The organism is Haloferax sulfurifontis, from assembly GCF_014635105.1.
GTDB lineage: Archaea > Halobacteriota > Halobacteria > Halobacteriales > Haloferacaceae > Haloferax > Haloferax denitrificans.
Window position 1 is genome coordinate 38,692 of the sequence record NZ_BMCI01000002.1, and the last position, 25,678, is coordinate 64,369.

33 protein-coding genes are annotated in these 25,678 nt (G+C 66.5%); 22 read left to right on the forward strand and 11 right to left on the reverse strand.

The genetic code is table 11. From position 1 onward, the window contains the following. Positions 1 to 130 precede the first annotated feature (130 nt). Together IEV64_RS04590 and IEV64_RS04595 are read right to left on the reverse strand one after the other, a co-directional pair. Positions 131 to 1,096, reverse strand: a complete 966-nt coding sequence (locus IEV64_RS04590) for an ArsA family ATPase (protein WP_188423287.1) — start codon at positions 1,094 to 1,096, stop codon at positions 131 to 133. A gap of 1 nt (position 1,097) precedes the next feature. Continuing rightward, positions 1,098 to 1,394, reverse strand: coding sequence for a DUF7990 family protein (locus tag IEV64_RS04595; RefSeq protein WP_004968702.1), 297 nt, complete (start codon positions 1,392 to 1,394; stop codon positions 1,098 to 1,100). A gap of 101 nt (positions 1,395 to 1,495) precedes the next feature. Here IEV64_RS04595 and IEV64_RS04600 point away from each other — a divergent pair, with 101 nt between their 5' ends. The 7 genes from IEV64_RS04600 to IEV64_RS04630 all read left to right on the forward strand — a co-directional run bounded on the left by IEV64_RS04600 (position 1,496) and on the right by IEV64_RS04630 (position 9,117). Continuing rightward, complete coding sequence (locus IEV64_RS04600; protein ID WP_188423288.1) at positions 1,496 to 2,806, forward strand: CobW family GTP-binding protein; 1,311 nt, start codon at positions 1,496 to 1,498, stop codon at positions 2,804 to 2,806. Beyond that, entirely contained in the window at positions 2,803 to 3,054 is a 252-nt protein-coding gene (locus IEV64_RS04605) for a DUF8107 family protein (RefSeq protein WP_188423289.1), read from the forward strand. The genes IEV64_RS04600 and IEV64_RS04605 overlap by 4 nt, the downstream gene beginning before the upstream one ends. 108 nt (positions 3,055 to 3,162) lie before the next feature. Beyond that, positions 3,163 to 3,843, forward strand: a complete 681-nt coding sequence (gene upp / locus IEV64_RS04610) for a uracil phosphoribosyltransferase (RefSeq protein WP_089777084.1) — start codon at positions 3,163 to 3,165, stop codon at positions 3,841 to 3,843. Between the two features lie 149 nt (positions 3,844 to 3,992). Continuing rightward, positions 3,993 to 4,196, forward strand: coding sequence for a DUF7569 family protein (locus IEV64_RS04615; protein ID WP_049920507.1), 204 nt, complete (start codon positions 3,993 to 3,995; stop codon positions 4,194 to 4,196). A gap of 466 nt (positions 4,197 to 4,662) precedes the next feature. Further along, on the forward strand, positions 4,663 to 5,694 hold the full coding sequence (locus IEV64_RS04620; RefSeq protein ID WP_188423290.1) for a TAXI family TRAP transporter solute-binding subunit: 1,032 nt from the start codon (positions 4,663 to 4,665) through the stop codon (positions 5,692 to 5,694). Between the two features lie 51 nt (positions 5,695 to 5,745). Continuing rightward, positions 5,746 to 6,231, forward strand: a complete 486-nt coding sequence (locus tag IEV64_RS04625; protein WP_188423291.1) for a DUF1850 domain-containing protein — start codon at positions 5,746 to 5,748, stop codon at positions 6,229 to 6,231. A gap of 6 nt (positions 6,232 to 6,237) precedes the next feature. Then, positions 6,238 to 9,117 (forward strand): TRAP transporter permease, encoded by a 2,880-nt coding sequence (locus tag IEV64_RS04630; protein ID WP_188423292.1) that lies wholly within the window; start codon positions 6,238 to 6,240, stop codon positions 9,115 to 9,117. A 39-nt stretch (positions 9,118 to 9,156) separates the two neighbouring features. Here the strand turns inward: IEV64_RS04630 and IEV64_RS04635 are convergent, their stop codons facing one another. Both IEV64_RS04635 and trpY read right to left on the reverse strand, forming a co-directional pair. Then, positions 9,157 to 9,789 (reverse strand): IMPACT family protein, encoded by a 633-nt coding sequence (locus IEV64_RS04635; protein WP_188423293.1) that lies wholly within the window; start codon positions 9,787 to 9,789, stop codon positions 9,157 to 9,159. A 334-nt stretch (positions 9,790 to 10,123) separates the two neighbouring features. After that, positions 10,124 to 10,627 carry a TrpY family transcription regulator gene (trpY, locus tag IEV64_RS04640; RefSeq protein WP_007274682.1) on the reverse strand — a complete coding sequence of 168 codons (504 nt, stop codon included), beginning with the start codon at positions 10,625 to 10,627 and terminating at the stop codon, positions 10,124 to 10,126. A gap of 150 nt (positions 10,628 to 10,777) precedes the next feature. Here trpY and IEV64_RS04645 point away from each other — a divergent pair, with 150 nt between their 5' ends. Then, the gene (locus IEV64_RS04645) at positions 10,778 to 11,470 is read left to right on the forward strand and encodes a hypothetical protein (RefSeq protein ID WP_007274681.1); all 693 of its coding nucleotides are present in this window, start codon (positions 10,778 to 10,780) and stop codon (positions 11,468 to 11,470) included. A 37-nt stretch (positions 11,471 to 11,507) separates the two neighbouring features. On the opposite strand, the gene hisB is transcribed toward IEV64_RS04645, so the two are convergent. After that, positions 11,508 to 12,101 carry an imidazoleglycerol-phosphate dehydratase HisB gene (gene hisB, locus IEV64_RS04650; RefSeq protein WP_188423294.1) on the reverse strand — a complete coding sequence of 198 codons (594 nt, stop codon included), beginning with the start codon at positions 12,099 to 12,101 and terminating at the stop codon, positions 11,508 to 11,510. Between the two features lie 122 nt (positions 12,102 to 12,223). Between hisB and IEV64_RS19810 the strand changes: the two genes are divergently transcribed. Next, complete coding sequence (locus IEV64_RS19810) at positions 12,224 to 12,370, forward strand: hypothetical protein (protein WP_229722502.1); 147 nt, start codon at positions 12,224 to 12,226, stop codon at positions 12,368 to 12,370. A 57-nt stretch (positions 12,371 to 12,427) separates the two neighbouring features. Next, positions 12,428 to 12,616, forward strand: a complete 189-nt coding sequence (locus IEV64_RS04660; RefSeq protein ID WP_049920511.1) for a hypothetical protein — start codon at positions 12,428 to 12,430, stop codon at positions 12,614 to 12,616. Positions 12,617 to 12,659: 43 nt separating this feature from the next. Here IEV64_RS04660 and hisA read toward each other — a convergent pair whose 3' ends face one another. Next, a complete protein-coding gene (gene hisA / locus IEV64_RS04665; protein WP_188423295.1) occupies positions 12,660 to 13,376 on the reverse strand; it encodes a 1-(5-phosphoribosyl)-5-[(5-phosphoribosylamino)methylideneamino]imidazole-4-carboxamide isomerase in 717 nt (238 codons plus the stop codon). Between the two features lie 208 nt (positions 13,377 to 13,584). Between hisA and glmM the strand changes: the two genes are divergently transcribed. Continuing rightward, complete coding sequence (gene glmM, locus IEV64_RS04670) at positions 13,585 to 14,949, forward strand: phosphoglucosamine mutase (RefSeq protein WP_007274678.1); 1,365 nt, start codon at positions 13,585 to 13,587, stop codon at positions 14,947 to 14,949. 45 nt (positions 14,950 to 14,994) lie between these two features. Here the strand turns inward: glmM and IEV64_RS04675 are convergent, their stop codons facing one another. The 4 genes from IEV64_RS04675 to IEV64_RS04690 form a co-directional block, all read right to left on the reverse strand. After that, positions 14,995 to 15,246 carry a hypothetical protein gene (locus IEV64_RS04675; protein WP_004065948.1) on the reverse strand — a complete coding sequence of 84 codons (252 nt, stop codon included), beginning with the start codon at positions 15,244 to 15,246 and terminating at the stop codon, positions 14,995 to 14,997. Positions 15,247 to 15,348: 102 nt separating this feature from the next. Further along, on the reverse strand, positions 15,349 to 15,717 hold the full coding sequence (gene hisI / locus IEV64_RS04680; protein WP_004065947.1) for a phosphoribosyl-AMP cyclohydrolase: 369 nt from the start codon (positions 15,715 to 15,717) through the stop codon (positions 15,349 to 15,351). 81 nt (positions 15,718 to 15,798) lie between these two features. Continuing rightward, on the reverse strand, positions 15,799 to 16,851 hold the full coding sequence (locus IEV64_RS04685; protein ID WP_007274677.1) for an A24 family peptidase: 1,053 nt from the start codon (positions 16,849 to 16,851) through the stop codon (positions 15,799 to 15,801). A 72-nt stretch (positions 16,852 to 16,923) separates the two neighbouring features. Beyond that, complete coding sequence (locus IEV64_RS04690; protein WP_188423296.1) at positions 16,924 to 17,865, reverse strand: hypothetical protein; 942 nt, start codon at positions 17,863 to 17,865, stop codon at positions 16,924 to 16,926. A 192-nt stretch (positions 17,866 to 18,057) separates the two neighbouring features. Between IEV64_RS04690 and IEV64_RS04695 the strand changes: the two genes are divergently transcribed. From IEV64_RS04695 to IEV64_RS04730, 8 genes are read left to right on the forward strand one after another with little or no spacing between them, the layout of a single operon-like run. Beyond that, complete coding sequence (locus IEV64_RS04695; RefSeq protein ID WP_188423297.1) at positions 18,058 to 18,612, forward strand: hypothetical protein; 555 nt, start codon at positions 18,058 to 18,060, stop codon at positions 18,610 to 18,612. A 41-nt stretch (positions 18,613 to 18,653) separates the two neighbouring features. Continuing rightward, on the forward strand, positions 18,654 to 19,712 hold the full coding sequence (locus IEV64_RS04700; protein WP_229722504.1) for a tyrosine-type recombinase/integrase: 1,059 nt from the start codon (positions 18,654 to 18,656) through the stop codon (positions 19,710 to 19,712). A gap of 54 nt (positions 19,713 to 19,766) precedes the next feature. Further along, on the forward strand, positions 19,767 to 19,991 hold the full coding sequence (locus IEV64_RS04705) for a hypothetical protein (RefSeq protein WP_188423299.1): 225 nt from the start codon (positions 19,767 to 19,769) through the stop codon (positions 19,989 to 19,991). Continuing rightward, a complete protein-coding gene (locus tag IEV64_RS04710; protein ID WP_188423300.1) occupies positions 19,991 to 20,305 on the forward strand; it encodes a hypothetical protein in 315 nt (104 codons plus the stop codon). The genes IEV64_RS04705 and IEV64_RS04710 overlap by 1 nt, the downstream gene beginning before the upstream one ends. Next, positions 20,305 to 20,499 carry a hypothetical protein gene (locus IEV64_RS04715; protein WP_188423301.1) on the forward strand — a complete coding sequence of 65 codons (195 nt, stop codon included), beginning with the start codon at positions 20,305 to 20,307 and terminating at the stop codon, positions 20,497 to 20,499. The genes IEV64_RS04710 and IEV64_RS04715 overlap by 1 nt, the downstream gene beginning before the upstream one ends. Then, the gene (locus IEV64_RS04720) at positions 20,496 to 21,065 is read left to right on the forward strand and encodes a hypothetical protein (protein ID WP_188423302.1); all 570 of its coding nucleotides are present in this window, start codon (positions 20,496 to 20,498) and stop codon (positions 21,063 to 21,065) included. The genes IEV64_RS04715 and IEV64_RS04720 overlap by 4 nt, the downstream gene beginning before the upstream one ends. Continuing rightward, positions 21,062 to 21,430, forward strand: coding sequence for a hypothetical protein (locus tag IEV64_RS04725; RefSeq protein WP_188423303.1), 369 nt, complete (start codon positions 21,062 to 21,064; stop codon positions 21,428 to 21,430). The genes IEV64_RS04720 and IEV64_RS04725 overlap by 4 nt, the downstream gene beginning before the upstream one ends. After that, positions 21,423 to 21,740 carry a hypothetical protein gene (locus IEV64_RS04730; protein ID WP_188423304.1) on the forward strand — a complete coding sequence of 106 codons (318 nt, stop codon included), beginning with the start codon at positions 21,423 to 21,425 and terminating at the stop codon, positions 21,738 to 21,740. Before IEV64_RS04725 ends, IEV64_RS04730 begins: the two co-directional genes overlap by 8 nt. Positions 21,741 to 21,823: 83 nt before the next feature. On the opposite strand, the gene IEV64_RS04735 is transcribed toward IEV64_RS04730, so the two are convergent. Then, entirely contained in the window at positions 21,824 to 22,258 is a 435-nt protein-coding gene (locus tag IEV64_RS04735; protein ID WP_188423305.1) for a hypothetical protein, read from the reverse strand. Between the two features lie 125 nt (positions 22,259 to 22,383). Here IEV64_RS04735 and IEV64_RS04740 point away from each other — a divergent pair, with 125 nt between their 5' ends. From IEV64_RS04740 to IEV64_RS04750, 3 genes are read left to right on the forward strand one after another with little or no spacing between them, the layout of a single operon-like run. Continuing rightward, positions 22,384 to 22,824, forward strand: coding sequence for a hypothetical protein (locus IEV64_RS04740; RefSeq protein WP_188423306.1), 441 nt, complete (start codon positions 22,384 to 22,386; stop codon positions 22,822 to 22,824). 32 nt (positions 22,825 to 22,856) lie between these two features. Continuing rightward, positions 22,857 to 23,375 carry a hypothetical protein gene (locus IEV64_RS04745; protein WP_188423307.1) on the forward strand — a complete coding sequence of 173 codons (519 nt, stop codon included), beginning with the start codon at positions 22,857 to 22,859 and terminating at the stop codon, positions 23,373 to 23,375. Beyond that, positions 23,375 to 25,627: a right-handed parallel beta-helix repeat-containing protein gene (locus tag IEV64_RS04750; protein ID WP_188423308.1), complete on the forward strand. Its 2,253-nt coding sequence runs from the start codon at positions 23,375 to 23,377 to the stop codon at positions 25,625 to 25,627. Before IEV64_RS04745 ends, IEV64_RS04750 begins: the two co-directional genes overlap by 1 nt. Positions 25,628 to 25,678: the final 51 nt, after the last annotated feature.

A 25,678-nucleotide genomic window follows, 5' to 3' on the forward strand; every position in this document is an offset into this window, starting at 1 on the left:
GCTGCCCCATTGGAAGACACGAAAATGCCTACCTTAACGGTAACGATAGATAGGTATCTATCGTGTTCGAACGACAGGTTCGTTCGGAGGGTACGTCGAAAACTCCCGCCGTACGGCTCGTTGTGACAGCTTACTGAGTATTCGGCGCGGTGTCGATGTCGAGTTCGGACGCGACCTCGCCGAGGAAGTCGCCTTTGACCTCGGAGACCCGCGTCTCGACGGCGGCGACGAGCGGCGGTGAAAAATCCTCGCGGAGGTCGGCGAGTCGCTCGCGCTCTGTCTTGACCCGCTCGCGCAAGAACGTCGCGCCCCGCCCCGACTCGTCGGGGTCGGGTTCGGGCGTGAGGCGGTTGACCGCGAGGCCGCGCACGTCGAGGCCGTAGGAGTCGAGTTGGTCGATGGCGCGCTCCGTCTCGCGGAGCGACAGTTCGTCGGGGTTCACGACGAGGAAGAAGGCGGCGTCGTCCCGAAGCGTCGCCTTGGCGAACGAGAAGTCGTCGCGGCGCTGTTCGAGGCGGGCGATGATGGGGTCGCCGTCCATCATGCGCCGGGGTTCGTTGTTGCCGATGGCGGCGCGTTCGAACAGTTTGACCGACTCCTTTCGCTTGTGAAGGAGCCGCTGAATCCAGCCGTCGAGGTACTCCGGCAGGGAGAGCAGTCGGAGCGTCCCGCCGGTCGGCGAGGTGTCGAAGACGACGCGGTCGTAGTCGTCCGCCGAGCGCATCACGTCGATAAAGCGGTCGAACAGCGCCGACTCGTACGCGCCGGGCGTCTGGTGGGCCATCTCTATCTGCCGGTCTATCTCGTTGACCATCGCGGGGCTGACCTGGTCGCCCATCGCCCGCTTGGTCTCCATGAGATGGTCGCGCACCTCGGTCTCGGGGTCGATCTCCATCGCGTCGAGGTTCGGTTCGTCCGCGACGGCCGCCGGCTCGTCGGTAAAGGACTGGTCGAACACGTCGCTCGTGCTGTGAGCCGGGTCGGTCGAGACGAGGAGCGTCCGGACGCCGTCGCGGGCGCACTTGACCGCGTAGGCGCTGGACATCGTGGTCTTGCCGACGCCGCCTTTGCCGCCGAAGAAGACGAATTTGCGCATGTTAGAAGTGGTACTGGTGACCCTTGCGTTCGAGGAGCGACCCGCGGTCCCACATCCGCCGCTCCCACGCCTCGAACTCGTCTTCGAGGTACGGGAGCAGTTCGGCGGTGTAGTACGAGATGGGCGAGGGGATGCCGAACGCGTCGGGGAAGCACGCGAGCATGAACGCGTCCTCGTCGTCCTCGGCCTGTTTTTCTATCTTCTCGTAGGCGGGGTGCGAAATCATCCCGTGGTAGAGACCGCGGAGCCACTCTTCGACGAGTTCGCGGAAGGATTCGATGCGCGCGGCGAGCGTCATCAGTTTACACACTCACCCGTTTTCGGACAAAAGGGTATCGTTCACGAACGTCCGCGCTGGATACCTGCGATTTCATATGTGCGGACCCGGTAGGCCCGCTCATGAACGCGGGGGAGACGATTCCGGTGACGGTGCTCGGCGGGAGTCTCGGGGCGGGCAAGACGACGCTTCTCAACCACCTGTTGACGAACGCCGGCGACCGCGACATCGCCGTGCTCGTCAACGACATGGGCTCCGTGAACGTCGACGCCGAACTCGTCGCCGAGGAGTCCGACCTCGCGGTCGGCGACGGCGTGACCGAGCTCTCGAACGGCTGTATCTGCTGTGAGCTACAGGACGACCTCGAAACCGCGGTCGTCCGCCTCGCGCGCGAGCGGTCGTTCGACCACCTCGTCGTGGAGGCGTCGGGCGTCTCGGAGCCGGGTCCGGTCGCCCGGCTGTTCGTCACCTCGCGGGCGGCCGCCCGCTACGACGTGGCCGGTCTCGTCACGGTCGTCGACGCCAGACTCTTCGCCGACACCTTCGGCGGCGGCGACCCCGACCGAACCGTCGCCGAGGAGGGAGACGGATCGGTGCGCCCCCTCTCTGACCTCCTCGTCGAGCAGGTCGAGAGCGCCGACCTCGTCGTCCTCAACAAGCGCGACCTCGTCTCCGACGCGGAGCTCGCGGCAGTCCGCGACGCGGTCGAGGCGCTCCGCCCCGGCGCGACCGTGGTGGAGACGACCCACGGCGACGTGGACGTTGACCTGCTCCTGTCTGACCTCCACGACCCCGACGCGCCCGTCGGCTGGCGGGCCGCGTTGGAGAGTGACGCGGACGGAAGCGAGGGCGACCGAGACGGCCACGGCGACCACGAGCAGGACCACGGCCACGACCACGGCGACGCAGACCACGACCACAGCCGCGGCGACACCCCCCACGCCGAGGCGACCTACGGCGTCACCTCGTTCGTCTACCGTCGCCGGGCACCGCTCGACCCCGACGGCGCGGCCGAGGTTCTCGGGGACCTCCCGGATTCGGTCGTCCGCGCCAAGGGCTCGCTGTGGGTCGCCGGGGCCGAGGACGTACACTTCACCTACAGTCAGGCCGGCCCGTCGGCGTACGTCGCCGCCGCCGGCCCGTGGGTCGCCTCGCGCCCCGAGTTCGAACAGGACACCTACCGCCGCAACCACCCCGAACTCGACTGGCACGACGACCACGGCGACCGGCGGACCGAACTGGTGTTCATCGGCCGCGGGATGGACGAAGCCGCGCTCGCGGGCGCGCTCGACACCCACCTGCTCGACCCCGGCGCGTCCGCGGACGCCGGCGGCTACCCGACCGAACCCGGCGCGGAAGTCGCGCTCGCGGAGCCGACCCGGGAGCGCGAGTCGGTCCCGACCGCGGGCGCGGCCTCGGAGAGCGGACGATGAGCGGCGAGTCTGAGCGGGCCGGCGACGACAGGGGCCGCGGAAGCGACGACGAGGAACGGGGAGAGAAGATAGAGTGGGGCGAGGGCGACCCGCGGGTGCTTTTCGCGATGAACCTCGTCCTCTCGACGGCGTTCGCGGCGGTGGTCGTCTACGGCCTGTCGTACCTCGACCTCGCGGCCTTCTCGGTCGTCAACGTCGCGTCGGCGGCGCTGGTGCTCACGGCGATTACGTACCTCGTGACGAACTGAAACCGCCGGATGAGTCACCGACCCATTCTACGCGTGAACTACCCGCAGGGCACCGCTTGCGGCCGATAGCCGCATTTATGTCCTTCGGGAAACCGCCTTCTCAGTAAGATGCCCATCGAAGACCGAGACGACGCGTACCTCATCACGCACGCGCTGGCGAAGGACACGCTCTCGCGCCTCCGGGACGTGGAGACGACGCAGGTCGCCTTCCGGAAAGGCCTCGTCAAACTCGGCCGCATCTGTGGCTACGAGATAATCGACGGCGCGATGGAGACCGAGTACGTCACCATCCAGACCCCGCTGGCCGAGACGACCGGCGAGCGCGTGAAGGGCCTCGACAACGTCGTCATCATCAACGTGCTCCGCGCCGCGACGCCGTTCGTGGAGGGACTGCTCAAGGCGTTCCCGCGGGCGAAACAGGGCGTCATCTCCGCCGGCCGCGACGAGGAGGCGGGGATGGACGACGACGGCGGCTTCCCCATCACCATCGACTACGTGAAGCTCCCCGAAATCACGGAGAAAGACACCGTCATCGTGGCCGACCCGATGCTCGCCACCGGCTCGACGATGTGCTCGGTCCTCGACCACATCCTCGACAACGCCGGCGTCGACCCCGAGAAGCTGTTCGTCCTCTCGGCGGTCTCCGCGCCCGACGGCCTGCTCCGCGTCGACAACGAGTTCCCCGAGGTCGACCTGCTGACGGTCGCCATCGACGACTACCTCGACGACGACGGCTACATCGTCCCCGGACTGGGCGACGCCGGCGACCGCGCGTTCCGCACGACGTAACTCGGTCACGTCCCGTCGCGCCTCGCTTCGACGCGCGGGAGTCGCGGACGGCCGCCTCGGCCGCCGACCCGGATTCGGGTAACGACTAAGTTACCGCCCGCGCACCTCCGACGCATGGACGAACCTCGCGCCACCGGAGGGAGCAGACGATGAGCGACCCGTGCGATGGCTGTGGGCGGGCGGTCGAAGACGCCCTCGCCCGCGCGGTCCAGTTGCAGGTCGACGGCTCGACCGTGGACGACCAGCGGCTCTGTCCGACCTGTTTCGCCGACTGGATAACCAAGTACGAAGACCAGATGTCGCCCAAGCAGTCGTCGGGCGACTCGACGGACTCCGAGATAATCGTCGACTGACGGCACCGATTCGGGGTCGCGTCCCCGACGCCCGACGGCCGGGGGCCGACGAACCGCCGTCCGAACCCCCTCCCTTCGGGTCGAAAACAGGCTTCCGGCGGCCGGTTTTTCGTTCGAGTCGAACGTCCCGAACCGCACCCCCGTAGACTACTGTGAGAGGCTGTTACAAGGGGTGCGGCGGGGTCGACACCCGACTCGCCGAACCCCTTCGTTTCGGGTCGAATCCCCCGAGAACGGGGCGAATTCGAAGGCGAACGCGGAGAGACCGTCGCGTCGAGACCCGACCGAATCGGACCGACAGCCCGAGACTTCGGTTCCCTTTCGACCGACCGGTTCAGGGATGCACCCCGTTATCGAATTACTATTCAAAAACCGGTAATCATCTGGCAGTATCGACGGGAAATTCGGGATATACTGGTCGTTGACATGAACAGCCATAAGTACGTATCGCCTCGAATGGGACTGTATGACTCGGAAGCTTGACCGCCGACAGTTTATCGCCGCGACAGGTGCCGTTGGCCTCGCCGGCCTCGCCGGCTGTTCCGGCGGCGGCGGCGAAGAGACGACGACAACGACCGAATCCGGTGGCGAGGAGACGACCACCGCCGCCGAGGAGACGACGACCGAATCCGGCGGTAACGGTGGCACGGAGACCCGGCTCTCGTGGCACGCCGGCGGGACGGGCGGCACGTACTACCCCCTCTCGAACGAGTTCAAGTCGGTCGTCGAGGCGCAGACCGACTTCACGCTTCAGGTGCAGTCCACCGGCGCGTCCGTCGAGAACGTCGGGAGCCTCGCCCGCGGCGACGCGGACTTCGCGCTGATTCAGAACGACGTGGCCTACTTCGCCCGCAACGGCGAGGGCATCGAGGCGTTCCAGGGCAACGCCGTCGAGAACCTCCGCGGCGTCGCCACGCTCTACCCCGAGACGATTCACCTCGTCACGCTCGCCGACACGGGCATCGAGACGCCGTCGGACCTCTCCGGCGCGACCATCAACACCGGTGACCTCGGCTCCGGGACGCAGGTCAACGCGACCCAGATTCTCGAAGCCCTCGGCATCTCCGACTACAGCGAGCAGAACACCGGCTTCTCGCAGGCCTCCGACCAGCTGAAGAACGGCGACATCGACGCCGCGTTCGTCGTCGGCGGCTGGCCGGTCGGCGCTATCGAGGAGCTCGCCGCGACCGAGGACGTCCGCATCGTCCCCATCGAGGGCGACAACCGGCAGGCCGTCAAGGACGCCGCGCCGTTCTACGCCGACGACGAGGTCCCGTCGGGCACCTACGGTCTGGAGAACCCCGCCCCGACCGTCTCGGTCAAGGCCATGATTGCGACGAACGCCGAACAGCCCGAATCGACCGTCGAAGCGGTCACGAGCGCCATCTTCGAGAACGTCGACGACCTCACCATCAAGACGGACTTCATCTCCAAGGAGAGCGCGCAAGAGGGCATGTCCATCGAGCTTCACCCCGGCGCGCAGGCCTACTTCGGCTAAGCCCGGGCGCTTCGCTTCACTTTCGAACAGCGGATTCCTACCCACCTTTCGATGCTTAATTCGACTCCCACACGTCTCCTCGTCGTAGTCGCGGTGCTGGCGGTCGCCGTCGGCGGGAGCGCCGCCGTCCCGGCCGGACAGGCGCTCGTCGTCGAAGACGCCGAGACCGGCGAGCGACTACAGACGATTCCGGTCGAAGAGAACACGACCGTCGCGCTCGAATACACCCACAGCGTCGAGAAGACGCGCGTCCTCGACGCCTACGCTGTGCAGGACGGCGAGCTCGTCATGACCAGAATGGAGTTCAAGTCCTACGGCGCGGGCCTCCCCGCTCGGGCGAACGTGACGACCGAGAACGGCTCGTTCGTCTTCGACCCCGAGGGGAGCTACGAGGACCTGTACGTCAAACCCGGCCGCATCGCCGGCCACAAGCTACACGTCGGTGAGCAGACCTACGACCTCGTGGCGCTGTCCGACGCGCGCTCGGTCCGCCTGTACGTCACGCACCGCTCCGTCCTCGACGCCGCCCTCCACTGACCAACGATGAACCGAACACACGACGAGGGCCGACCCGACGGCCCCGACGACGAAGACGCCTCCCGGTCCGCACCGGAGTCCGACGCGGCACCGGCCGACCCGCCGGTTCGAACCGACGGCGGCGAGCCGCCCGCGGACGACGACCGCGAGGCCGCGAGCACCGACGAAGAACTATCCGAAGAAGAGGCACAGGAGATGCTGGAGGGCATCGACCGGAAGCGGACGCTCTCGGGCTGGGCGGCGATTCTCACGTCGTTCGTGGCCATCGCGTTTTCCGTCTTCCAGTCGTGGCTGGCCGCCCGCGGCTTCGAGTTCGCCGCGACGCTCCCGCTCGTCGGCGAGGTGTCGCTCGGCGCGCTCCAACTCCTGCAGGTGAACTCGATTCACGTCGCCTTCGCGCTCGTGTTGGCGTTCGTCCTCTTCCCGCCGACGACCGGCCACGGCAGGTTCGCCACGGCGCTCGGTCGCGTGGTCCCGAGCCTCGCGTCGAGCCTCGGCGAGGACCACCCGCTCACCCGCGGTGCCGCGGGGGTCCGCCGGTTCGTCCGGTGGCTCGCGGTCGACCCCGGCCGCGAGCGCGTGACGCCGCTCGACGCGTTCTGCATCGTGCTCGCCGTCGCCACGGCGGCCTACATGGTGTTCGAGTGGGGCGAGATTCAGCAACTCCGCGTGTTCGGCCTCGAAGCCGGTCGGACGGTCGCCGAGTACCTCGGCGCACCGTTCGTCTGGTTGGGCGACGTGCTCGGCCCGCTCGGCTTCCTCGCCGACGCGGTCGTCGCGGTCATCGGCGTGCTCCCCTTCGCGGACGTGTCCTACCCGTTCTTCCTCGGCGCGGTCGGCGTCCTCCTCGTCCTGGAGGCGACCCGCCGCTCTCTCGGGTTCTACCTGATGGTCATCGTCGCCTCGTTCATCGTCTACGCGAAGTTCGGCTACCTCATCTCGCCGTCGACGCCGCTGGTCGGCGTCCTCTCTATCCCCGAGGGGTCGTGGGCGAACATCATCCAGAACCTCTGGTACAACACCGAAAACGGCGTCTTCGGCATTCCGGTCACCGTCTCCGTGCAGTTCATCTACATCTTCATCCTGTTCGGGGCGTTCCTGGAGATGTCCGGGGCTGGCCAGTGGTTCATCGACCTCGCGTACGCCGCGACCGGGACCCGAAAGGGCGGCCCGGCGAAGGCGTCCATCCTCGCGTCCGGCTTCATGGGGACCATCTCCGGCTCCTCCATCGCCAACACGGTGACGACCGGCGCGTTCACCATCCCGCTGATGAAGCGCTCTGGCTACCGCTCGGAGTTCGCCGGGGCCGTCGAGGCCTCCGCCTCCTCCGGCGGGCAGATTCTCCCGCCGGTGATGGGCGCGGCGGCGTTCCTCATGATCGAGTTCATCGGCGTCCCCTTCTCCGACATCATCATCGCGGCGGCCATCCCCGCCGTGGTGTTCTTCTTCGGCGTGTGGGTGATGGTCCACCTCGAAGCGACCCGGGCCGGCATCGGCGGCCTCGACCGCTCCGAGGTCGTCGACCTCGGCAAGCACCTCACCCGCGGGTGGTTCTACCTCATCCCGCTCGTGTTGCTCATGTACTACCTGCTCGTCGAGCGCCTGACGGTCGCGCGCTCGGCGTGGTTCACGCTCATCGCCATCATGGCGCTTCTGTCCGTCGTCGCGGCGTACAGCGAGCGGACCCGCGTCCCCCTCTTGGGCGCTATCGCGGCGGCGTTCGTCGCGCAACTCGGCTCGTACGTCACCACCGGCGTCGGCGTCGTCGACGCGGTCACGGGCGGGAGCGGCGAACCGCTCGGCGCGACCGCCGCGCTCTTCGCCGCGGCCGGCGACCTCGGCATCATCGCCATCTTCGTCAGCCTCGTCGTGATGCTCGTCCGGCCGGCGCTCGACTCGCCGCTTTTGGAGTTCGACGACGCGGTCGACGAGGCGGCCGACAACGTCGCCACCGCGGTCTCGCGGCCGTCGCTGTCGGACCTGAACGTCTTCCGCTACGTGACGTTCATCGGGAAGTCGATGGACTCCGGCGCGCGCACCTCGACCGAGGTCGTCGTCGCCGTCGCCGCCGCGGGCATCATCCCCGGCGTCGTCAGCGCGACCGGCCTCGGCCCGAACCTGACCGCGCTCATCAAGGCGGTCGCAGGCGGCTCTATCGTCCTCTTACTGCTTTTCACCGCCATCGCCTCCATCATCCTCGGGATGGGGATGCCGACGACGGTGACGTACATCATCCTCGTCTCACTGCTCGGCCCCGCCATCGCGCAGTCCTCGGACATCCCACTGCTCGCGGCCCACCTGTTCATCCTCTACTTCGGGGTGATAGCGGACATCACACCGCCGGTGGCGGTCGCGGCGTACGCCGCCTCCGGCATCGCCCGGTCCAATCCGTTCCGGACCGGGACGAAGGCGTTCTCGCTGTCGCTCAACAAGGCAATCGTGCCGTTCGCGTTCGCCCTCACGCCGGGCATCCTGCTCCTCCGCGGGCGCGGTGAGTCCGCCGCAGTCATCACCCTCGCCGACGTGGCCGACATCGGCTACTTCGTCCCCGAGGTGGTCATCCCGGTCGCGGGGGTCTTCGTCGGCGTCATCGGACTCGGCGCGACCGTCATCGGCTACCTCTACAGCCGCGTGTCGCGGACCGAACGCGCCCTGTTCGCCCTCTCGGCGTTCCTCCTCATGGCCCCGATGTTGCTTTTGAACGCCGCGTTCGACTTCGGGGGCTTCCTCGGCCTCGTCGGGGAGGTTCCCAACACGGTTCCCGTCGACCTCGCCATGCGCGCGGTCGGCGGGGCGCTGTTCGGCGCGCTGGCCGTGAAGAACCGCCGCGAGGCGGGCGACAGGGCCGCGCCGACCGTCGCGGAACAGGCCGAACCGACCGACTGACCGCCGACTGGCCGTCGAAAACAGAACTTCGCGGCCGCGCTACTCGATGTCCGCGCGGCCGCTTGTCGCGCTCCGGATGCGGTCGCGGAGGTCCGGGCCGTCCTCGACGGGGACGCGGACCTCGAAGGACACGTCAGCCTCGTAGGCGGCGTCGAACTCGACGCTCGCGCTCTCTAAGAGCCCGCGGACGCTCCCCGAGTCGTCGTACTCGACGGTCGCGGTGAACCGCTCGTGGGGTATCTCCTCGACGACGCCCGCCGCGTCGAGCGCCTCCTTGACGGCCCGGGAGTACGCGCGGGCGAGGCCGCCGACGCCGAGGTTGGTGCCGCCGTAGTAGCGCGTCACGACGGCGGCGACGTTGCGCACGTCCTGCTGAACGAGGACGTTGAGCGCCGGTTTGCCCGACGAGCCGCTCGGCTCGCCGTCGTCGCTCTGGTACTCGCGGAGCATGACGCTCCCCCCGCCGGGGACCGACGACGAGGCCGACCCCGCGGGCACCCGGTAGGCGGGGACGTTGTGGGTGGCGTCGGGGTGGCGCTCCTCGATTTCGGCGACGAACGCCTCCGCCTCCTCGACCGTCTCCGCGGGGGAGACGTAGCCGATGAACTCCGAGCCGTTGACCTCGAAGCGGGCGTCGGCCCGGCCTGCGACGGTTCGATAGGCGTCGGTCATGCCACCGAGTTGGCGTCGCGGCGTGGAAAAGCGTTCGCACCGTGTCGGCGGCGCGCCGACGAGGGAAACAGGCGGTATGGAGTCGCCGGGGGACGGCGGCGGACGGCGAAGGAACGGGGACGCAGACCGAACGGCGACGCGCTACTGACCGCAGGCGTCCGCGTACGAGGTACACCCGTTTTGGATGCAGACGCCGCAGAGGTGGCGCGTCTCGGAAATCGGCTCACCACAGCACATGCAACTGCGCATGGAACCCATGCGAACACCTACCGCAGGAGGTGACAAGAATCTTATTGCCCCGTTGACAGAATATTCGCGGAGCCGACGGGCCGGCTCAGGCGATGGTGATGCGGCGGACGAAATCGAGGTTCGACAGGTCGTTGAGCAGGTCGCCGGGAATCGGCTCGTCGGTGATGATGTAGAGTTTCGGGTCGTCGGTGAACTCGGGGTCTTCGCTTATCGTCTGGCGAATCGAGATGTCCGCGTCGGCGAGTTTCGAGGTGACGGTGGCGACGATGCCGGGCTCGTCGGCGTCGGCGACCTCGACGGTGAGCACGGAGAGGTCGAGGACGGGCGCGAGGTCCATCAGGCTCGGAATCGACGAGATGTTCTGGAAGATTCGCCGAAGCTCCTCGTCGTCGAGGATGGCGTCGGTCGTCGAGTCGACGACCCGCCGGTCGACGTCGGCCTCGCGGGCGATGCCGGTGTTCGGTATCTCGATGCCGCCTGAGACGACCCGTCCCTGGTCGTTGACGGAAAAGCCCCGTTCCAAGAGGAGCCGAATGACAGCCTGCTGGCTCGGACTGCCCTCGAACTTCTCCATAATCTCGTCGAACATTCGTTGGTCGGGGGATTTGCGGGCGGGTACATTAAGTGGTCCGTCACCGGCGACGCCGCGGCGGAGGGGTTCGGAGGCGACCCCGCGAGCAGGCCACCGACCCCGCGACCGGGGAGTGGGTTTAACCGTCGGCGCGGAGACCCGTCGTCCATGCGCGAACTACGCACCTGCGACTTCTGTGGGGCCGACGCCGTCGGCGTGTTCGAGGTACTGCCACCGGCGTTGACGCCGGCCGACGACCAGCGCCGCGTCGTCCTCTGCGAGCACTGCGAAGAGACGCTGAGCGAGGTCATCGCACCGCTTCTCTCCCGACTCGGCGTCGACGCCGACGTGGACGTGGCCGACGACGCGCGGGCCGAGACGGGCGCGTCCGCGGCACCGGAACGGACCGCGAGCGGGTCGGTCGGCGAGGCCGCCTCGGTCGACGTGAACGCGGTCGAGCCCGCGCCGACGCCGCCGGAGCCGGCGAATCACGACTCGCCGGACGAGACCGACGACTCCGACGAAACAGAACAGACCGACGAAACAGAGCCCACCGACGAAACAGAACAGACCGACGAAGCCGACGACGAAGCGGAGCCGATCGACGACGACTCCGCGTCGGCCGCCGCCGAGGAGACGCAATCGACCGCCGGGTCGTCCGGCCGGGGCGGAGAGCCGCCGAAGTTCCGGAAGGTCATCCGCATCCTCCAGAACCGGGAGTTCCCCGTCGAGCGGGCTGAGGTCGAGGCGCTGGCGTCCGGCGCGTACGACCTCGACGACGACGAGGTCGCCGACATCTTCGACTACGCTATCGAACGCGGCCTACTCGTCGACGACTCGGGGACGCTCCGGCGGCCCTGAGCGGTCGAACGTGCGGAGACAGGGGAGAAAAAGCGGGCTACAGTTTCCCTTTCGTGCTCGGCGTGTCGGAGCGCCGCGGGTCAACGCGGGTCGCGTCGTCGAGCGAGCGCGCGAGCGCCTTGAACAGCGCCTCGACCTCGTGGTGGGCGTTGTCGCCCTCGACGCCCGCGTGGAGCGTGAGGCCGGCGTTCACGGCGAGCGACATGGCGAAGTGCTCGGCCATGTGGCTGGTGAACTGGCCGATAGAGGGCTGGGAGAAGTCGCCCGAGAACTCGAAGAAGGGCCGGCCCGACACGTCCACGACGACCGAGGCGACAGCCTCGTCGAGCGGGACCTTCCGGTCGGCGTAGCGGACGATGCCGCGCTTGTCGCCGAGCGCCTCGGTGAACGCCTCGCCGAGGACGATGGCCACGTCCTCGACGGTGTGGTGGTCGTCGATGTGGAGGTCGCCGTCGCACTGGACGGTCAGGTCGAACAAGCCGTGTTTGGCGAAGGCCTCCAGCATGTGGTCGAAGAATCCGATACCGGTGTCGACGACCGCGTCGCCGTCGCCGTCGATTGACAGCGTCACGTCGATGGTCGTCTCGGACGTCTCGCGGGAGACGGCCGCGCGTCGGTCGGCGTCGCTCATGTCGCGTTCGAGGCGGGCCGCGTATATAGGGATTCTCGTCGCCGCGCGGGGCGATTCTCGATTCCGACGCGTCAGACGCTCGTCTGACGGACGTTCATGGTTTTGGACGCGTAGGGTGGGGTATGCATCGAAAGGGAGCGCTGGTGGTGGGGTACACTATCTGCGTCGGGGGGCTCCTGCTTACCGCGCGGTCCGGGGTCGCTGTCGCGCTCGGCGTCGCGCTGGTGACGCTCGCGGTCGCGGCGGCGGTGATCGGCGGGGGCGTCTGAAATGACGGGGAGCGAATCGACGCGGTGGGAGCCGAGCCGTCCGGGGGCGAGCGAATGATGCGTCGCGGAGCGACCGCCAGCCCGAAGCGGGACGTCGTGACGGTCAGCATGCTCGTCCTCGCCGGTCCCTTCCTCGCGACCTCGCGCCCCGTGACCGTGGTAATCGGCGCGCTGTTCGTCGCCGTCGGCGTCTACGGAACCGTCGAGAGCCTCGTTGCCGCCGCGAGCGCGTATCTCGACGCGTAGCGGTCGCGGCGTCTCGGACTGTCTCGGCGCGCCGGCGACGCGGCTACGCCTCCATGGCTTCTTCGAGCGTGAACCGACCCTCGTAGAGCGCGGTCCCGACGACCGTCGCCGCCGCGCCCGCCTCGCGGAGCGCGCGGACGTCGTCGAGCGAGGCGACGCCGCCGGAGGCGACGACCGGGATGTCGACCGCGTCGACGACCGCCGAGGTCGTCTCGAGGTGGACGCCTTCGAGCTGTCCCTCCACGTCGACGTCGGTAAAGAGGATGGCCGCCGCGCCGAGGTCCTCGTACCGGGCGGCCGCCTCTGCGGGGTCGAGACCGGTGCCCTCGGTCCAGCCGGAGACGACGACCTCGCCGTCTTTCGCGTCGAGGCTGACCATCACGCCGTCGGGGTAGTCGGCGGCGAGTTCGGCCACGATGTCGGGGTTCTCGACGGCCGCGGTGCCGAGGATGACGCGGTCGACGCCGCGGTCCAAGAGGTCGCGGGCGTCGTCTGCGGTGCGGATGCCGCCGCCGAGTTGGAGCGGCACGTCGACCGCGTCGAGGACGGCGTCGACCGCCGGGGCGTTCTTCCGCTCGCCCTCGAACGCGCCGTCGAGGTCGACGAGGTGGAGCGTCTCCGCGCCGGCGTCGACCCAGCGGCGGGCGGCCTCGACCGGGTCGCCGTAGGTCTTCTCGGTGCCGCGTTCGCCCTGCACCAGCTGGACGACTTCGCCGTCTTGCATATCGACCGCGGGGACGACTTCGAACTCCGGGAACATACGTCACCGTGGGCGAGCGGCGTGCGTAAACGCACCGGATACGGCGACAGGGTGGCCGGATACAGCGCCCCGAGACCGGAGACGGCGACTCGGATGCGACACCCCGAATACGGCACCCCGGAGTGGGCGACGCCAATCGGGCGACGAACGTAACAAGCGAACCAACAGTTCGGAACGGCTTTGTCGCGCCGGGGTTCACACACACTCAATGAAACTCTTCGGTTCCAGCGGCACCCGCGGCGTGGTGGGTGAGAGCCTCACCCCGGAGTTCGTCCTCCGCGTCGCCAAGGCCGCCGGCACGGTCTGGAACGCGGACCGGGTCGCCATCGCACGGGACACCCGAACGACGGGCGAGATGTTCGTCAACGCCGCCGAGTCCGGGCTGGCGAGCGTCGGCGTCGACGTGGACGACCTCGGCGTCGTCCCCACCCCCGCGGCGGTCCGCTACTGCGAGAACCAGTCCGTTCCGGGCGTCGTCATCACGGCCTCGCACAACCCGCCGGAGTTCAACGGCGTCAAGCTCGTCGGCGACGACGGCGTCGAACTCGCCGTCGAGGAGCTAGAGCGCATCGAAGACCACATCCTCGCCGAGGAGTTCGACGTGGCCGAGTGGGACGGCGTCGGGAGCGTCCGGTCGGTCGGGACCGCGAACGACGACTACCGCGAGGACCTCCTCGCCAACGTCGACCGCGAGAAAATCGCCGCCGCGAACCTCACGGTCGCGCTCGACCCCGGCCACGGCGCCGGGTCGCTCGTCACGCCCGACTTCCTCCGCGAACTCGGCTGTGAGGTCCGCACCGTCAACGCCCAGCCCGACGGCCACTTCCCCGGTCGCCAGTCCGAACCGGTGTCCGAGAACCTCCGCGACCTCGAACGCCTCGTCCGCGCGACCGACGCCGACGTGGGAATCGCCCACGACGGCGACGCCGACCGGGCCGTCTTCGTGAACGAGCGCGGCGAGTGCATCTCCGGCGAGGCGTCGCTTGCCGCCCTCGCGGCCGCCGCCCTCGAACCGGGCGACGCGACCGTCTCCGCGGTGAACGTCTCCCAGCGCCTCGTCGACGTCTGCGAGGAGGTCGGCGCCGACCTCGAACTCACGCCCATCGGCGCGACGAACCTCATCACCCGCGTCCGCGAACTCTGGCGCGAGGGCCGGAACGTCCCCGTCGCCGGCGAGGGCAACGGAGGCGTGTTCTACCCCAACTACCGCCTCGTCCGCGACGGCGCGTACATCGCGGCGAAGTTCCTCGAACTCGTCGCCGAGCGCCCGCCGAGCGAGCTCGTCGCGCCCTACGAGGACTACTACAACGTCCGCATCAACCTCGAATACGACGAGGAAGCCGAGCTGACGGCGATGCTCAACGCCGCCGCCGACTACGCCGAATCGGCCGACGCGACGCCGAACACGACCGACGGCTACCGCCTCGACTACGGCGACGCGTGGGTGCTCGTCCGCCCCTCCGGGACCGAGCCGAAAGTCCGCGTCTACGCCGAGGCTCGCTCCGAGGAGCGCGCGACCGAACTCGCCGAGGACGCCGCCGACGCGCTCCGAAGCGCGGTCGCGACGCTGTAACTCGACCGCAGAACCGACCGGAAAGAACCTCTTTTCACGCGCCGCTCACAGGCTAATCGCCGCGAACAAGAGCGCCAGCGCGCCGAACACCAGAAGCATGAAGCCGCGTTCGAGGTCGTCGCCGTCGAGTTCGTCGTCCGGCGGGTCCTCGCGGGTCGGGTCGAGGACGAACTCCGGGTCGTCCGAGCGGGCGACCCGGCGGGCGGCCGCGGCGCTCTTGAGCAGTCGGCCGCCGAGGGCGAAACAGCCCAGCCCCACGACGATGGCGACCAGCGAAATCGGACTGACGTTCACCATCGCTCCGGGAACTCGGTCATCGGTGTGTCGCCGCGGCGGTCGCGGCGGTGGTCACCCCGGCCGCCCCGCCGGTCGGTGTCGTCATCGGTCGGCTCGCATCGGTCACTCGTCGTCGTAGACCGCGTCGGGGTCGAAGACGCGCTCGCCGACGTGCTCGCCCTCGACGGTGCGGTAGAAACACGACCGGTGACCGGTGTGGCACGCGCCGACGTTCTGGTCGACGAGGTACAGCAGGGTGTCGGCGTCGCAGTCGACGCGGACCTCCCGAATCTCCTGTGTGTGGCCGCTCGAAGCGCCCTTCTCCCAGAGTTCGTCGCGACTCCGCGAGTAGTAGTGCGCCCGGCCCGTCTCGATGGTCCGGTCGAGCGCCTCCGGCGAGACGTACGCCAGCATGAGCACCTCTCCGGAGTCGGCGTCCTGCGCCACGGCGGGGACGAGGCCGTCCTCGCCGAAGTCGACATCGACGGTCATGATTCGGGCCACGCGGTGGCGGGGGTTATCTCTTGTGCGTCGCCGCGGGGAAGGCGCGCCCGCCCGGCGCTCCGCGACGACTCAGACGATGCCGAGCGCGCCGAGGACGCCGAAGAGGACGTCGCCGTAGACGAACGCGACGACGAGGCCGACGAACATCGGGACGAGAAACGGGATGCCCGGCGAGATCCACACCGACTCGCGGGACGTCACGAGGTCCAGTCCGCCGCGGAGTTTCTCCGGCGACGTGCCGTAGGCGGTGCCCTCGATGCTGTCGAGGAACCGGGCCGCGCCCCACGGGTCGTCGAGCGACGCGTCAGGGTCGGCTTCGCGGCCGTCGTCTCCGGGAGCGTCTCCGCCGGCGGCGTCCACGGTCTCGCCGTCGCCGTCGAAATCGGCCGACGTGCCGCCGTCGGTGGCCGCGCGGTGGACCGCGCCGTCGGTCGGGTCGAACGTCTCGTCGATGCTCGCGGGGTCGCGGAGGGCCTCGGGGTCCGCCAGCAGGTCCGCGAACGTGAGGCCGCGCCAGCGGAGATACATCCGGAGCGCGTCGAGGTCGAGGCCGTTCCGCGTGATTCCCTCGGGCGACTCGAACAGGCGGCCGTGGGCCGTCGAGAGCGACGCCACGGAGACGCGGCGGCCGACGAACGAGATGGGGAACTCGAACTCGCCGTCGGCGAGGTTCCGGACGGCGAGGAAAAGCGGGTACGCGAGGCCGACGATGACGGTGTTCGTGAGAATCGTCATCGAGAACACGCCGAGGCGGGTGGCGGCGAGCGGGAACTCCGTCCCGGCGAGGGTGTAACTGGGGAACGTCGGGAGCAGGATAGCGAACACCATGAGCGCCTTCGCGTCCGCGCCGCCGAAGCCGCCGAGCCGCCAGAACAGGTACGAAAGCGGGACGACGAGACAGACGCTCACGCCGACGCGAATCAGATAGAGTCGGTCGAAGACGGTCTCGGGCGGGAGGTGGCCGACCAGTTCCCACGCGAGCAGGACGAGGCCCAGCGCGGCCAGCGGATACCAGACGACGTTGGGGACGCGGCGCGTGCGAACGTCGCGTACCGCGGTCCACGCGAGGACGGGGAGCACCGCCAACCGCAGGAGGTCGGGGAGCGTGCCGATACCGAACATACCCGCAGACTGGGGGCAGGGGAGTTAGGTGTTCGGGACGGGTATCAATCCTGAAACCGACCCCGACGACGGTCAGAACGCCGCGAGTTCGACGAACGCGACGAGTCGAATCGAAAGCGAGAACAGCGCCATCGCGGCCGCGGGAACCCACACCGACGCCGAGCGGTGGTAGCCGAGGGCGGCGATCCCGAACGCGAGCGCCCGCAAGGCGTGTTCGACGCCGCCGGGAACGTCGGCGAAGGCGGTTCCGAGCGCGACCACGCCGAGCAGTCCGAAGGCGAACACGGGAGCGAGCGCCGGCCGCGAGAGCGGGCGAAGCGACCGCTCGACCGCGCTTCGGTACGTCACGCCGGCGGCGACGCAACCGCAGACGGCGGCGACGAGGAGGAGGGAAACGATGGTGACCCGCCACGGCTTCGGGAAGACGACGAGCGTGAAGGCGGCGTCGCGAAGCACCGAGCGAAAGAGCGTCGCGAGCGCGGCCGTCGCGGCGACCGCGCGAGCGGGCGAGAGGCCGACCCGCGACGAGACGAGGTCGAACACGACCGCGACGAGGAGTCCGAACCCGAGCCCCGCGAGCGCCACGTCTTCGGCGGCCTGAACTGCCGCCGTTACGACCGACGCCTCGGGGTGGTACGTCCACCCGACGAGCGCGGCGAACGAGGCGTCGAAGCCGACCGCGAAGAGGGCGCTCGCCGCGACGACGGCGAGTCCCGGCGCGAGGGCCGTCGCCAGCGCGTCGGCGATTCGGGAGCGCTCGGGAAGACCGAACGGGAGCGAAACGCCGCGATAGTGCGCGTAGACGAGCGTCGGAACCGCGAGTCCGGCGACGTTCGGCGACGAGAGCGTGCCGGCCACCGGGACGCCGAGGAGCCTGAGTGCCACCCAGTAGCTGACCGCGCTCGCCACCGTGAGACAGGCGAGAAACAGTCCGATTCGGCCGAGTTCAGTCGCTTCGGTCGGGAGGGGTAGGTCGGCGCGGAGCTCGCGGGCGGCGGTCGTGAACCTCGACACGAGAAAAGCGACTGCATCGCGGGACAAATCGCTGTCGGCCTCGCGGTTCGCGGGGCGGACAAACGGCGTACCCGCGGGTCACGGGTCGGCGCGTCGAAAGAAATGTGCGGGTGGGCGCCTCAGATGACGCGGTTCTGACCCGTAAGGTTATACGAACGTTTAACACTATGTGCCTCATCTGAGCCGGTATCGATGGCAAGGGACGACATGATAGGCGTCAGGGTGTCTGAGGCTGAGAAAAAGAAGTTCGAGAAGCATATCGAGGACACGAGCGAGTACGACTCGGTGCCGCGCATGATGCGGTCCTTGACGCGGGACCACATCAACGGGTATGGGGAGGAGGCGACGACTGCGGTTGACGCCGAGGAACTGGTGAATGCCGTTGAGATTGGGCTATCCTCCGTACACGAGCGTCTCGAAGAGCTTGAGGATATGGTGGCAGAGGTGAACGCGGCCACCGTTTCTTCGGACGAACACTCTGCTCTTGCTCACGACATCGTAGCCGAACTGCCAGTCTACCCGGACGGCCCCGAGTTCCCCCATCCTGCCGACCTTGACAGCGGCTCGCCGGACAACATCCAGACGGCCCGCGCGCTCTCGACGGCGGGAGCGTGGGCGAACTACTTCGAGGTCGATGACGATGACGCGCGGTCCGCTCTTGCCCGGGCACTACGGTTCCCTGACGTGAAGTTCGTCGAGGGGGAGTCCGGTTACCGGCGCTACTACAAGACCACGGAGGACATCTGATGCCGCCTCGGTACAAGGGTGTAGAAGAGTGTAGGCCAGAGGTGCAGGACTACATCGATGAACTCGATGTCGGTACAGATGACGACGACGAGGATATGCGGGACAGTGTGAGCACGAGGCGATACAAGCAAGACCTCCGGTGGTTCGACCACTGGTTGGATGACAACGACATCGAGTCGGTTCACGACGTTAGCGTAAAACACACGAACCGTCTGGGACGAGACCTCTCTAACCTGTTCAACGGAACGACAAGCCTCTACCGCTGGGACCGTATCCACGCGTTCTACGAGTACCTCGTAGCCATCGAAGACATCGAGTCGAACCCGCTGGCCCGCTGGAACGACAATAAGGACAAGAAATGGGGGATGACGAAGCGGTCTCAGCAGTCCAAGGAGTTGGGAGAAGACGAGGCGTATGCGGTAATGCTGAAAGACGTGCGGGCGATGGAGGAGAACGTGGGTCGGAACCGAATTCGTGACCAAGCGTGCATCCGCGCCTTATGGCAGACCGGGATGCGCAGAGGGGAGTTGTCAGGGCTTCTTACCACTGACATCAACCGTGACGCTCGTGAGATACACATCCGAAAGGAGAACGCTAAGAACGACGAGGGGCGGTACGTGGCGTATCAGGAGTCGCTGGAGGTGTTGCTGGAGCGATGGATAGACGGAGGCCTCCGGCGTGAGATGCTGGGTATCACGAAGGAAGAGCAGGAAGAGGGGAAGGAGCCGCACAAACACCTCCTCGTTGGGGAACGCGGTGCGCCACTCTCGGCGGAACGAATCAACGAAATTGTCATCGACGCCGCCGACCGTGCCGGGATAAATCGCAAGATGTACGCGGATGCCAACGCCCCGGTGGACCCCGAGACGAAGAAGCCGAAGAAGAACCGATGGAAAATCACGGCACACAACGTCCGACACGGTTACGGAAACTATATGATAAACATCGCACCAAAGCAGGATGGCGAGGACGGGCAAGCGCGCTTGTGGGAGGTTTCTAAGCAGATGGGGCACTCCGACCCGTCGATTACAGATGACATTTACTCGGAAGATGACCCTCGGGCGGGAATCGGCTACGCCCACAACTACGGCCCAGAGTAACCCTCACCACCCCTTGGGGATACACCTTTGTGCGATATGTGCGTCATCTGATATATGTCACAAGAACGATGTGACTCAATCGGTGGTGTACCGACCGACGAAACCCCTGAGGAGCGTATCGTCCGCCTCGAAGCGATGCTCTTGGAGATGTACGAACACCAGCAAGTAACGCTGGCGCTCGGCCTCTACGAAGAAGCCGAGGAGACCCGCTGGAACATCGACGACACGATGTTCGCCCTTGCCCGGGCGAAAACGGAGGTGACCTCCGGTGGTCGCTGATGGCAGACGTACACGCTCTGGCCCACCGAGACTGCGGCGGGAACCTCGTCTACCGTGAAGAGGAGTTCATCCCGTTCTCTCCGGGTAGCACCTTCGGTCACGTCCGAAAAGCGCGTTCCGTGTGCGCTGAGTGCGGTGAGGAGTTCCTCGTCCTTGAGGACTACTTCGACGCCGCGTACACGGACGCAGACGATATGGAGTGGCTGGTCGTCCGACTGTACCGGGGCGACGAGACCCTCACTCTCGTCAACGAAGACCCCGACGTGTGGGCGCGCAAGACGGACGAGAACCAGATTCGTCTGGGTGATTTCTGATGCCCGCGCTCGACCTCTCGACGTGGGACAAGGCCGACCGTCTCGACTCGATTCGGGCCGCCGCCCGACGCGCGGACGTTGACTGCACGTCGTTCGTTGACGGCGGCGCTCTGAAGCTGATTATCGGTGACGAGTCGCTCCCGAACTCGTGGCTTGCGTCGGACACGTGGGTTGACGCCCGTGATTCCCGATGACCGGCGTTCGCTGGACTCCATCGGTCGAGTCGCTCGTTATCGCCCACGACCACGCGGTTGGCGGCGATTACCCCGACCACTTCGACGGTGGGCGCTCGACCCGGGCGAAGCAGAGGCGAGACAACTTCGCCGGGAAGCTGGGCGAGGCCGTCGTCTCGGAGTGGCTGGACTCGATGTGCGTGCCGCACGACTGGGACGCGTTCGAGGATGCTCCGTGGGCCGCCGACATCTCGCTTTACGGCCTCACCATCGACGTGAAGGCGCGTTACCCGTGGACGGCCCCGAACGGTCTGCCCGACCTTCCGATTACGTCGTCCCGATGTGCGCCCGACCTCTACGTCCTCGTGGAGACCTCGCCGGGCGCGGACGGCTGGACGACGACCATCGTCGGCTGGATTAGCTACGACGAGGCGCGCCGCGTCTGGCGGGACGTAGACTACTACCACACCGCCAACAAGGAGGTGCGCCGGAGTGCCCTCCACACTCCCTCGTCACTCCTCGACGGGCTCGTATCGCTCTCGAACACCGCGCAGGACGGTCAGACTGCACCCCGCGCAGAAGCATGAGTACCACGACTCCCTCCAATACCGACGAATCGCTCGATGTTCTCCCCCAGCCCATCCGCCACCGGCTATCGGAGCTACCCGACGACGTGTGGGCGGGCGAGCTTGCCGACGTGGTATGCGTCCACTGCGGTCACAACTCGTGGGCTGAGACCGATGATGAACTCGGCTACGAACGCCACTGGGCGCACCACGTGGACGCCTACGAGTGCCTCTATTGCGGGGCGACTGGTGGCCGCGTCGTCGATGGCCGCAACGATACGCCGGTCACGTCCCGCCACGTCGGGTGTATGGAGTCCACCCGGGCACCGAGCATCCCTGAAATCGACCCCGAGAACCCGCCGTGGGCGGATGATTCCGATGAGTAACGGCCTCGCCCAGTGGCTCCCGTACAAGCAGAACTGGGAGCGCGTGTTGGGCAAGCTCCCCGCCGCCGGACAGACGTGGCGAGTGCGGCAGACCAACCTCGACCGGCACGTTCCGACCATCCTCGAAGGATACGGCGTCATCGAAATCGTCGAACGGGATACTCGGAACGGCCACGTGTGGCGGACGACGCACTCCGGGGCCGAGCAGGTCGAGGCGTCCCTCCGCAAGCACACGGACGCCGACGAGATACTCGTCACGGTCCAGACGGACGAGGAGGGCGAGAATTACCAGTTACAGGCGTTCGCCTGAACAACGCGTATCAGACACCCTGTTTTTCGACTTCGCTTCAGAAAGGGCAATTACGGACGTATTTGGAGAACCGACGCCGAGGTTTACAAGTCGAGCTTGAACTTCTCGGGAACCGGCTCTGGGGACGATTTGAACGCGGTGTTGTCGCTCCACTCCTTGATGTCCTGTATCACGAAGTCCGACAGGGTTCGGATGTCCACCGCGCCCTCGGCCCGCCGCTCGTCGATTTCCTCGTTGGGCACCCGAATCGTGTCGGAGTGTTCGACCATCCTGCCACCGGGCGCGTCCATCAGGATGTCGCCCATAGCGAACATCCCGCCGTTGCAGTTGTCGATGGCAGTTATCTCTATGACGACATCGCCATCGTCGTCAGTATCGACGATGTTGGCGCGGACGTACCGGCTGAACGTGAACTGGCCTTGACCGTGGTCTTCACCCCGGTCCATGTAGCTCATCACGATGTCTGCCTCGTCGGTGTGCTTGTTCGCAATCGGGTCGTCAGCGAAGTAGTAATCCATACGTGCTGATGACTTTCGTCCCTCTTGGTTCCTTGGGGTAGCGTGCTTCTCTGCGGTAGTGCTTCGGTGAGTTATGTCAATATTGTGACTTCACTTAAGGGGTCTGTTATCATCGGATATATTATATGGCAAGTAACAAGCATATGCTGGCCAAGAAGACCGAATCGTACTCAGACTACCTCCTGTTCCTCATCGGGGCTCTCGGCTTCTCCGGGCTCGTCGGGGCTATCGTCGTCACGATTTTCCCCGCTTACTCCGCTAACGGACTCATCGACCTCCAGTCGGTGCTGTTCTCGGCGTTTGGGAAGGATGTCCTCCTCGGTGCTGGACTCGCCTCCGGCGCGGGCGCTCTCGCATACGGCTCGAACCAGACCGTGGACGCCATCACCAACGTGCAGGATAGCTGGAAGGAGACCGAGGGTGCGGCGGCTCTCGTCGCTACCGGCTTCCCGCTCGCCTACACGTTCCTGCAGGGTCTGCAGGATGCGGCGGCTGGAAGCTTCGAGATGCAGGCTCTGTTCGTCGCTATCTACGTCGTGGCGTTCACCCACCTCGTAGACCTGTAAAGTGCGGTAACCACCCTCTCAACCCTCCAATCATGGAACGCAACATCCAGAAGATGACGAGCGCCCTCCTCGTGGCCACCCTGCTCGTGGCCGCGCTCACCGGAGTGGTCGGTCTGGTCGCCGCGCAGGAGACCACGACTACGACCACCACCGAGTCCACGGACACGACGGACTCGTACACGGTGAACGCCACGGCCAACACGACCGGGAACGCCAGTGCGCTGAACGTGCTGGTCAACGGCACGGACCAGAACCACGACCTCATCGCCAACGGCTCGTTCGGTACCACGCTGGCGAACGGGACTACAGTCACGTTCGAGTACGTGGACTCCGGCGGGAACGTCACGGCGACCGCCGACTACACCGTCGGCTCTGGCCTCACGACGCTCGACATCAACGACGCAAGTATCGACATCAGCGAGTCGCTCGCTGACACCAGCGGTAGCGGTTCGGTCACCCTCGACGAGAACAAGATAGCGAACTCTGTCGTCGCCGGGCTCATCCTCGCCGCCATCCTCGTCCTCTTCGGCTGGAGAGGTGGTAAGCGATGATGCGGCGTGACCAAGTGCTGTCACTCGTTCTCACCGCGCTCGTCCTCTCGGGGACGGTCGTCGGCTCAGTGGCTCTCTTCACGGAGAACGCCCGGGCCGACATCGACCTCGACGGCTTCCACGAGTGTGCGGACGACATAGCTGTCGGCGGCGGATTCCTCATCCCGTACACCATCTACGATAACGTCGTCAACGAAGCCTGCTGGGACAAGGACACCTCCCTCTCCAGCGACGAACTGCAGGACCTGACGGACAACGGAACGTACGAGACTGTCGTCACCCTCGTGGACACCCGCTCCAACGAGGACCGCCTCATCGACTCGCTCCTCAACACCGAGGAGTTCTCGAAGCGCCCCGTCTGGCACGAATCCGAGCTTCAGGCCGCCGACGTGTACCTGAACAACGGCACGGAGTCCGACTTCGTGAACGCCGGTACGACGACCATCGATGACGCGTACGACCAGCGAAAGGCAAGCCTCGCCGGGAAGTACAACCGGGACGTTCGCAACGCGGAGAACACCTACAACAAGCTCGTTGAGGTCAACCAGTCGTCTCTCGTCCACTTCTACGTGAACGGGAGCGAGGTGGACACCAGCGGCGGCATCACGTTCTCGGTCCCGACCGGAGCGAACGACACAGCCAACGGTACGGCCTACTCCATCGGGGAGACGAGCGTCCAAATCGCCACCGTCACCGTGAACGGCACGACCTACGACTTCCGTGACAACGTTGCGATTACGATGGAAGACCCGGCAGGCGAGTTCCAAGAGGTGCCCATTCTCGGACGCACCATCTACAACGAGGCGGAGCAGGTCACCAACTGGGGCACCTTCAACGAGTCCACGGCCACTCGCATCGTTGATGATGACGGCACGACTGGATTCGCTAACCTATCCGCCGGGCTCAACGGCACCGGCACAGGCGATGTGGTCTACGTGAAGGGTGGTGACTACACCGTCTCTGGTTCAGTCACCGTCCCGGCAGGTGTGACTCTCATCACCGATGAACAGGCAGTCATCAACGACGATGGTGGTGCTGTCTTCCAGATGTACGACAACTCCGTCCTCAAGGGATTCGTCGTCATAGGGAACGGCACCGACTCCGGCTACGTCGGGGCGAACATGATGGGTAACGGTGTTGTGGTCACCAACAACGAGTTCAGGAACCTCCACGCCCCCCTCACGGCGATGGGTGACACGGGCATCACGTTCGACGACAACTACGTCCACAACGTGCAATACGGGATGCAGTTCAACGACTATGCGTCCTTCACCACCATCGATGGGAACTACTTCGTGGACTACACGGAGCTTCACTACGACAACAACAATCCGGGTGCAGATACGTCCAGCTACGTGACCAGTGCCTCTGGCACGAACCACTACAGCAAGTTCTACTCCTTCACCAAGCGAATGGTTTCCGAGCAGGAGGCTGACCGGCAGGAACTCCTCAACGAGTGGGGCGACATTAACTCCGGCTACGCTCACGAGGTCTGGAATCAGCTTCAGGTGGATGCCATTAGCATCACGGACATCGTGACGTTCGAGCAGATGTTCACTCAGTCGTTCGACGCTGAGGACACCGGCTCGATTGCGTTCTTCGACGCGCAGTACCTCCAAGCGGGGATGACGGGCCACGAACTGCGCTCGACGGCGGTCGTCGAGGTGCAGACGGGCTCCAGCGTCCTTGCGAACGCACAGACCTCCAACGAGGTTGTCCTCCCGCAGGACAAGACCTACAGCGGCCACATCTGGACGATGAACCCGCCCGCTGGTGGTGAGTGGCAGACGAACACCACGTACAACACGACCGAACTGGGCGGCCCGGTGTACGTCGTGTACTACCAGCAGGTCGAGAAGATGACCTCCGACGGCATCGTCGTTGAGACCGAGCCCGCCACCATCGCCGTGAAGGGTGAATTCCGGTTCAACGACATCATCGACGGGAACGGCACATCCGTAGACCGCATCGGCCACGGTGGGACGCCGCGCGTTGACCCGTACAACGCCTCTACGTACACCGAAACTGTGGAGCGCGTGAACGAGCGCAACGTCGAGATTGTCAAGACATTCGAGTCTGACAACGGTGGCGGCGGTGCGGGGTCGTCCTGCACGGACGGCTACCCCATCATCGGGTGTGTTGACGGCGTGTTCGCTTCGTTCGCCGGTCTCCTCGTCGTCCTCGTATTCGCCTACGCGTTCGCCTCCCGGGGCATCGGCTCTGTCATCGACGCCCTCCTCGGCGGGCGATAGGCAGTCAATCACCCTCTGGCGGTCGTGAGACCGCTTAAAGGGTCCCGAAGC

Excerpts from the sequence above, each read along its gene's own strand:
- hisI (WP_004065947.1), bottom strand. The coding sequence starts at position 15,717 with ATGACCGTCGATGTCGACTTCGGCGAGGACGGCCTCGTCCCCGCCGTG.
- IEV64_RS04600 (WP_188423288.1), top strand. The coding sequence starts at position 1,496 with ATGAACGCGGGGGAGACGATTCCGGTGACGGTGCTCGGCGGGAGTCTC.
- IEV64_RS04705 (WP_188423299.1), top strand. The coding sequence starts at position 19,767 with ATGTCACAAGAACGATGTGACTCAATCGGTGGTGTACCGACCGACGAA.
- IEV64_RS04735 (WP_188423305.1), bottom strand. The coding sequence starts at position 22,258 with ATGGATTACTACTTCGCTGACGACCCGATTGCGAACAAGCACACCGAC.
- IEV64_RS04635 (WP_188423293.1), bottom strand. The coding sequence starts at position 9,789 with ATGACCGACGCCTATCGAACCGTCGCAGGCCGGGCCGACGCCCGCTTC.
- IEV64_RS04645 (WP_007274681.1), top strand. The coding sequence starts at position 10,778 with ATGCGCGAACTACGCACCTGCGACTTCTGTGGGGCCGACGCCGTCGGC.
- glmM (WP_007274678.1), top strand. The coding sequence starts at position 13,585 with ATGAAACTCTTCGGTTCCAGCGGCACCCGCGGCGTGGTGGGTGAGAGC.
- IEV64_RS04590 (WP_188423287.1), bottom strand. The coding sequence starts at position 1,096 with ATGCGCAAATTCGTCTTCTTCGGCGGCAAAGGCGGCGTCGGCAAGACC.
- IEV64_RS04715 (WP_188423301.1), top strand. The coding sequence starts at position 20,305 with ATGCCCGCGCTCGACCTCTCGACGTGGGACAAGGCCGACCGTCTCGAC.
- trpY (WP_007274682.1), bottom strand. The coding sequence starts at position 10,627 with ATGTTCGACGAGATTATGGAGAAGTTCGAGGGCAGTCCGAGCCAGCAG.
- upp (WP_089777084.1), top strand. The coding sequence starts at position 3,163 with ATGCCCATCGAAGACCGAGACGACGCGTACCTCATCACGCACGCGCTG.
- IEV64_RS04660 (WP_049920511.1), top strand. The coding sequence starts at position 12,428 with ATGCGTCGCGGAGCGACCGCCAGCCCGAAGCGGGACGTCGTGACGGTC.
- IEV64_RS04695 (WP_188423297.1), top strand. The coding sequence starts at position 18,058 with ATGGCAAGGGACGACATGATAGGCGTCAGGGTGTCTGAGGCTGAGAAA.
- IEV64_RS04630 (WP_188423292.1), top strand. The coding sequence starts at position 6,238 with ATGAACCGAACACACGACGAGGGCCGACCCGACGGCCCCGACGACGAA.
- IEV64_RS04675 (WP_004065948.1), bottom strand. The coding sequence starts at position 15,246 with ATGGTGAACGTCAGTCCGATTTCGCTGGTCGCCATCGTCGTGGGGCTG.
- IEV64_RS04725 (WP_188423303.1), top strand. The coding sequence starts at position 21,062 with ATGAGTACCACGACTCCCTCCAATACCGACGAATCGCTCGATGTTCTC.
- IEV64_RS04745 (WP_188423307.1), top strand. The coding sequence starts at position 22,857 with ATGGAACGCAACATCCAGAAGATGACGAGCGCCCTCCTCGTGGCCACC.
- IEV64_RS04740 (WP_188423306.1), top strand. The coding sequence starts at position 22,384 with ATGGCAAGTAACAAGCATATGCTGGCCAAGAAGACCGAATCGTACTCA.
- hisA (WP_188423295.1), bottom strand. The coding sequence starts at position 13,376 with ATGTTCCCGGAGTTCGAAGTCGTCCCCGCGGTCGATATGCAAGACGGC.
- IEV64_RS04615 (WP_049920507.1), top strand. The coding sequence starts at position 3,993 with ATGAGCGACCCGTGCGATGGCTGTGGGCGGGCGGTCGAAGACGCCCTC.
- IEV64_RS04710 (WP_188423300.1), top strand. The coding sequence starts at position 19,991 with ATGGCAGACGTACACGCTCTGGCCCACCGAGACTGCGGCGGGAACCTC.
- IEV64_RS04620 (WP_188423290.1), top strand. The coding sequence starts at position 4,663 with ATGACTCGGAAGCTTGACCGCCGACAGTTTATCGCCGCGACAGGTGCC.
- IEV64_RS04625 (WP_188423291.1), top strand. The coding sequence starts at position 5,746 with ATGCTTAATTCGACTCCCACACGTCTCCTCGTCGTAGTCGCGGTGCTG.
- IEV64_RS04595 (WP_004968702.1), bottom strand. The coding sequence starts at position 1,394 with ATGACGCTCGCCGCGCGCATCGAATCCTTCCGCGAACTCGTCGAAGAG.
- IEV64_RS04685 (WP_007274677.1), bottom strand. The coding sequence starts at position 16,851 with ATGTTCGGTATCGGCACGCTCCCCGACCTCCTGCGGTTGGCGGTGCTC.
- IEV64_RS04750 (WP_188423308.1), top strand. The coding sequence starts at position 23,375 with ATGCGGCGTGACCAAGTGCTGTCACTCGTTCTCACCGCGCTCGTCCTC.
- IEV64_RS19810 (WP_229722502.1), top strand. The coding sequence starts at position 12,224 with ATGCATCGAAAGGGAGCGCTGGTGGTGGGGTACACTATCTGCGTCGGG.
- IEV64_RS04605 (WP_188423289.1), top strand. The coding sequence starts at position 2,803 with ATGAGCGGCGAGTCTGAGCGGGCCGGCGACGACAGGGGCCGCGGAAGC.
- IEV64_RS04720 (WP_188423302.1), top strand. The coding sequence starts at position 20,496 with ATGACCGGCGTTCGCTGGACTCCATCGGTCGAGTCGCTCGTTATCGCC.
- hisB (WP_188423294.1), bottom strand. The coding sequence starts at position 12,101 with ATGAGCGACGCCGACCGACGCGCGGCCGTCTCCCGCGAGACGTCCGAG.
- IEV64_RS04730 (WP_188423304.1), top strand. The coding sequence starts at position 21,423 with ATGAGTAACGGCCTCGCCCAGTGGCTCCCGTACAAGCAGAACTGGGAG.